Raw genomic sequence first — 4,607 nt, forward strand, 5'->3', positions numbered from 1 at the left:
GGTCAAGGACGAGGCCGCCAAGAAGGACGCCAAGAAAGCCCGCGCCAAGGCCGAATAGCGGCACGCGCTTTCTCCCGACCCCTCTTTTCAACCCGCGGACGCAGGACTACGCTCGCGGAATGGGTCGGGGCCGCCGGTCCGATCCCCTCCATATCCCAATTCACCTGCCACCGGCGGCGTATCGGGAAGGAACAAGGCCATGGGCTTCAAGATCGGATATTTTGTCGGGAGCCTCTCGAGCAATTCCATCAACCGCACCTTGTCCAGGGCGCTGATCCGGCTTGCACCCGCGGAACTGGAGTTCACGGAGATCCCCATCAGGGATCTGCCGTTGTACAGCCCGGATTTTGATGCCGCTTTCCCACCCGTTGGGCAGGCCCTCAAAGATGCCATCTCCGCTTCCGACGGCATCCTGTTCGTCTCGCCCGAATACAACCGGTCCATCCCCGGAGCGCTCAAAAACGCCATCGACTGGGGATCCCGGCCCTGGGGCACGAACTCCTTCGCCCGCAAGCCCACCGGGATCATCGGCGCCTCCCCGGGCGGCATTGGGACGGCCGTGATGCAGTCCTCGTTCCGCAGTGTGCTGAGCTTCCTCGACGCGCCGCAGCTGAATGCTCCGGAGGCGTACATCCGCTTCGTCCCGGAGGCCTACGGCGAGGACGGCGAGGTCAAGGACGAGGCTACGGCCGGGTTGCTGCGCCACTATATGGAGGAGTATGCCTCCTTCGTGGCGCGGGTCCTGGCCGCCAATGCACCGGGCCATATCGGCGACGAGCACCCGGACAAGGACAAGACGAGCCGTTAGGCAGAGTCAGGGCGCGGTTCTCCGGCATCTAGTCCTGGTGCAGCTGCACGAAGTTCCCGCAGCCGTCATCCAACACCACACTGGTCCCGCCGGGCCCCTCGGACGGTTCCCCCTGGAACATCACGCCCTTGGCCGCCAGCCGGTCGTATTCGGCGCGCACGTCCGGCACGCCAAAGACGATCGCGGGAATCCCGGCGTCGTGCAGACCGTTCATGTAGGCCGCGCCGATCGGGTTGTCACTGGGTTCCAGCAGCAGTCCGGCGCCTCCGGCACCATCCGCATCCTTGATGATGAAGAGGTTGTGCTCCGGCATGGCCATCAGCGTTTCGAAGCCCAGCGTGCCGGTGTAGAACTCATGGGCCGAGGCTGGATCCTTGACGTGGATACTGCACATTTTCAGTCGCATGGCCCCTAGGCTACGCCGGGAGGCTCGGGGTAGGAACCGCGACGCGGCCTCCGCACCGGGCCTTGGCGCCTGGGTTTGCGTCAGCGCTGGCGCCGGGCATTGCCCCGGCCCGGCAGGCATTGACGGCCCCGCCGCCAGGGATTCCAATGGAACTAGCGGAACAGCGCCCGCCCGGGACCGTTCCGGGGAGGTGTGCAATGACGCTTTCACTATCCGGCGCCCTCGCGGCCTGGCAGTTCCTGGCCCTCGCCATTCTGGTTGCCGGGGCAGCGTTCGCCTCGGTCTATTTCGCCCGCAAGCACCTGGCGGCCGACGACGGGCCTTCCGAAGGCGCGGACGGCGCGTTTTGGGACGCATTCGCCGGACTCGCCGTCATTGTGCCCGCCATCGTCCTGGCCTCCTCCACATGGCCCTGGGCCGGCCTGGCGCTCGGGATGCTGGCCGCGGGGGCTGCCCTGGCGGCCGTGGCTGCGGCACCTCGGCTGCTCCGCCGGCAGGAAGCCCGCCGGGCCAGCCGGGAAACCCGGCTCTTGAACGAGGCGGCCGCCGCACGGCACCGGAGCGCCCTCGCCCGGTGGCAGCGGTACGAACTGGATCCGGGGTTCTCGATTGACTATCCCGCGATGAGCGATACCCGGCAACCGGAAACCGCGGCACTGATCCGGGCGATCAAGGCCGCCGAGGGCCTCGGCGGCCGTACGGACCGCGCCTGCACCGATGCCGCCTACGCCCCGGCCGTGGAACGGCTGGAACATGCCCTCGCTGCCGCCGAACGCGCGGCCGGCGTCAGCGCCGCCGGGCCGCCTGGCCCGGACCACGCGCACGGCTGATTCCCCGGAATTGCCGATCCGGCAGTTCGCGGCCACCTTGGAAAGGTTCCATCATGACTGACATCACGATCATCGGCAGCGGCAATATGGCACGGGCGATCGGAACCCGGGCTGTCGCCGCCGGGCGCTCCGTCCAGATCTTGGACCGGACGCCGGAGAATGCCGCCAAGCTCGCTGCTGAACTTGGCGGCACCACCAGCTCCGGCGGCCTGAGCGAGGTTCCCGAGGGAGACATCGTCGTCCTCGCGCTGTACTTCGGCCCGGCCAGGGAAGTTGCCACGCATTTCGGCGACACGCTCAGCGGCAAGACGGTGGTGGACATCAGCAATCCGATTGACACCGAAACCTTCGACTCGCTGGTGGTCGCCCCGGGGACGTCGGCGGCGGAGGAAATCGCCGGACTGCTCCCGGGCGCACGGGTGGTGAAAGCCTTCAACACCACCTTTGCCGGCCCGCTCGGGTCCGGGGCAGCCGGCGGCCAGCCGATGGATGTCTTCATCGCCTCGGACTCCGAAGAGGCCCGCAACGAGGTTGCGGTCTTCGCCGAAGCCGCCGGGCTGCGTCCGCTCCAGGTGGGCGGACTGCGTCACGCCCGAGAACTCGAGGGCTTCATGCTGCTGGTCATGGCGCTGCAGGCCAACCCCGCGTATCCAACCTTCAACTGGGGCACCGGCCTGAAAATCACCGACTAGGAGCAGTCCGGTCCCGATCGGCCGTCATAGGCCCAGAGCGGTGATATCGAGCGGCAATATCCACCGGTGAGACCGGGCGGTGGCCCGGGTTCGGCGCGCTACAGCTCGACCGTTCCGCTGTTGCCCACGCTCATCCGGCTGTTGGTCACCTTGGACTTGATCCACTGCAGCACGGTGGCCGCCGTGCCGCCCGGGCTGGTCCAGTACTCGGCGGAGTCCGAGTCGACGTGGAGCAGGACCACCTCAGGGGTGTCCGGCCCGTCCGGGAACCAGGCCTCCACCACCTGATTCCACATGTCGTGGATCAGTTGCCGGTCAGTGACCACTTCAGCGGTCCCGGCCACCGAAACCCACTCGGTGCGCTTGCCGAAGGAGACGTTCACCGCCGGGTTGGCGCGGATGTGGGCCACCTGAGAGGTGGTCGCCGACGTGAAAAACCACATGTCGCCGTCGTCTTTGACCTCCTGGACGGCCAGTGGCCGGCTGACGAGCGCGCCTGCTTCGTTGATGGTGGTGAACATTCCGATGTGCGAATCGTTGATGATGTCCGTGACCTTGCTGATGCTTTCGGCATCCGACATGCTCTCACCTCGTTCTGGTTCCAACGGAGGAAGGTCCCCCTCCGGACAGCCTATTGGTAAGTGTGCTTACTTTCCAATGGCTGCCGGCCGGAGACCTTCCCGGGACCTTCCCTGAACCGGCAGTGGACTCAGTGCCCGCGGGTCAGGACCTGGCCCCTGAAGAACTCGGGGCGGAGCTTGGCCATGACCAGCATGAGCACCACGCCCAGCAGGAGGACGCCCATGCCCAGGATGAAGACCAGCCCCACACCGCCGATCGACGACCCTGATCCGTACGCGGGATCCATGGAGTCGTAGGCGGTCTTGACGAACATGACCAGCAGGATGACGCCGCCCAGGAGTGGCGCGAGGAACTTGAAGAAGAAGGCCCTCGCTCCGCTGAACGCCTCGGCGCGGAAGAACCAGACACAGGCCAACGCGGTGATGCCGTAGTAGAAGCAGATCATCATACCCAGGGCCGTGATGGTGTCCCACAGTGCGTTTTCCGACGTGGTCCGGGTGATGACATAGAACGCCGCGGCCGCGATGGCAGAGGCGATCGTGGCATAACTCGGCGACTTGTATGTGGGGCTGATCCTGCCGAACTTCTGCGGCAGCGCCCGGTAATGGCCCATGGACAGCAGGGTGCGCGCCGGCGAGACAAATGTGGACTGCAGAGACGCGGCGGAGCTGCTCAGGATAGCCAGGGACATCAGGATGGCGAACGGGCCCATTACCGGTCCCGCCAGAACGGCGAAGATGCTGCCCTGGTTCTCCGGGTTGCCGGTGCCCAGCCCCGTGTCGCCGACGCCGGCGTAGCTCAGCGTGGCCAGGGCAACCGTCATGTAGATGATCACGATGACCAGCACGGTGATCGTGGCGGCACGTCCCGGCGTGACGTCCCAGCCCCAGTAGATGAAGATGGACAGCGAAACGCCGGCGGCGAAGGCGGAGAAGGATCCCACGGCGAACGGGTTAAACCAGTCCGGGGAGATGGCCGTGGCGTCAAAGGCGGTTCCGTTGGCGACGTGGCTGAACGCTGAGATCGAGAACCAGGCGAGGACCAGCAACTGAAATCCCACGAGAACGTACTGGACGGTCTTGGTGGTTTCCATGCCGCGGTAGGAGATCCAGCACGCGAGGGCGATAAACACCAGCGTGGTCGCGATATTCAGCGGCAGGTTGGTGGTGAGGTCGGCGAGTTCGGGATTGCCGAAGATCTGCGCCAGCATGAGGTAGAAGAAGTCCACCGCTACGGCGGCCAGGTTCGAGAGCACGATGATGGTGGCGGCGATGAGTCTCCAGCCGCCC

6 protein-coding genes are annotated in these 4,607 nt (G+C 66.1%); 3 read left to right on the top strand and 3 right to left on the bottom strand.

Annotation, left to right across the window (positions count from 1 at the left end; all coding sequences use genetic code 11):
• The first annotated feature begins 199 nt into the window (after positions 1 to 199).
• Positions 200 to 808: an NADPH-dependent FMN reductase gene (locus tag LQV45_RS18270; protein ID WP_230008239.1), complete on the top strand. Its 609-nt coding sequence runs from the start codon at positions 200 to 202 to the stop codon at positions 806 to 808.
• Positions 809 to 836: 28 nt separating this feature from the next.
• Here LQV45_RS18270 and LQV45_RS18275 read toward each other — a convergent pair whose 3' ends face one another.
• Positions 837 to 1,214: a VOC family protein gene (locus tag LQV45_RS18275; RefSeq protein ID WP_230008240.1), complete on the bottom strand. Its 378-nt coding sequence runs from the start codon at positions 1,212 to 1,214 to the stop codon at positions 837 to 839.
• A 197-nt stretch (positions 1,215 to 1,411) separates the two neighbouring features.
• On the opposite strand from LQV45_RS18275, the gene LQV45_RS18280 reads away from it, so the two are divergent.
• On the top strand, positions 1,412 to 2,044 hold the full coding sequence (locus tag LQV45_RS18280) for a hypothetical protein (RefSeq protein WP_230008241.1): 633 nt from the start codon (positions 1,412 to 1,414) through the stop codon (positions 2,042 to 2,044).
• Between the two features lie 53 nt (positions 2,045 to 2,097).
• Positions 2,098 to 2,736, top strand: a complete 639-nt coding sequence (locus tag LQV45_RS18285; RefSeq protein WP_230008242.1) for an NADPH-dependent F420 reductase — start codon at positions 2,098 to 2,100, stop codon at positions 2,734 to 2,736.
• A 98-nt stretch (positions 2,737 to 2,834) separates the two neighbouring features.
• Here LQV45_RS18285 and LQV45_RS18290 read toward each other — a convergent pair whose 3' ends face one another.
• Positions 2,835 to 3,317 carry a pyridoxamine 5'-phosphate oxidase family protein gene (locus LQV45_RS18290; RefSeq protein ID WP_230008243.1) on the bottom strand — a complete coding sequence of 161 codons (483 nt, stop codon included), beginning with the start codon at positions 3,315 to 3,317 and terminating at the stop codon, positions 2,835 to 2,837.
• 128 nt (positions 3,318 to 3,445) lie between these two features.
• Positions 3,446 to 4,607: amino acid transporter (locus LQV45_RS18295; protein ID WP_230008244.1), on the bottom strand; the 1,162-nt coding region annotated here is incomplete at its 5' end.

The sequence above is a fragment of the Microbacterium sp. Bi128 genome, assembly GCF_918698205.1.

Bases quoted from the DNA above. Each gene is read 5' to 3' on its own strand.
- LQV45_RS18290 (WP_230008243.1), bottom strand. From the start codon at position 3,317: ATGTCGGATGCCGAAAGCATCAGCAAGGTCACGGACATCATCAACGAT.
- LQV45_RS18280 (WP_230008241.1), top strand. From the start codon at position 1,412: ATGACGCTTTCACTATCCGGCGCCCTCGCGGCCTGGCAGTTCCTGGCC.
- LQV45_RS18285 (WP_230008242.1), top strand. From the start codon at position 2,098: ATGACTGACATCACGATCATCGGCAGCGGCAATATGGCACGGGCGATC.
- LQV45_RS18275 (WP_230008240.1), bottom strand. From the start codon at position 1,214: ATGCGACTGAAAATGTGCAGTATCCACGTCAAGGATCCAGCCTCGGCC.
- LQV45_RS18270 (WP_230008239.1), top strand. From the start codon at position 200: ATGGGCTTCAAGATCGGATATTTTGTCGGGAGCCTCTCGAGCAATTCC.